The organism is Adlercreutzia sp. DFI.6.23 (genome assembly GCF_024462535.1).
Taxonomy (GTDB): Bacteria; Actinomycetota; Coriobacteriia; order Coriobacteriales; family Eggerthellaceae; genus Adlercreutzia; species Adlercreutzia rubneri.
Genome location: NZ_JANGBP010000562.1, coordinates 1 through 298 on the forward strand (window position 1 = coordinate 1; position 298 = coordinate 298).

Here is a 298-nt window from a genome sequence, read left to right on the forward strand (position 1 = left end):
GATTATTTTAAGTGGATATCAGGCAACGGGATCTATCGCAGGTAGTTTTCTCCAAATATTTTATATTATTATCGGAACAATGCTTTATATTCCATTTGTAAAGTATAGTGAGCAGATCCAAAGTAAAGAATTTGAAGAATCTATTCTTGCCTTAGAAAATGATATGATTGAAGGAGAACAAAATGGTAGTATCCCCGTTTTTTTATCAGATCATTATCACTATCATTTTCCCGCCAAAACACTTGCTATGGATTTGCGTAATGCGATGTATTTACATCAGCTGCAATTATATTATCAG

The 298-nt window shown here is 32.6% G+C and carries 1 pseudogene; it reads left to right on the forward strand.

Annotated features, from left to right (window positions below):
* Positions 1 to 298: pseudogene (locus NE591_RS14595) on the forward strand (PTS lactose transporter subunit IIC); the annotation flags it as partial.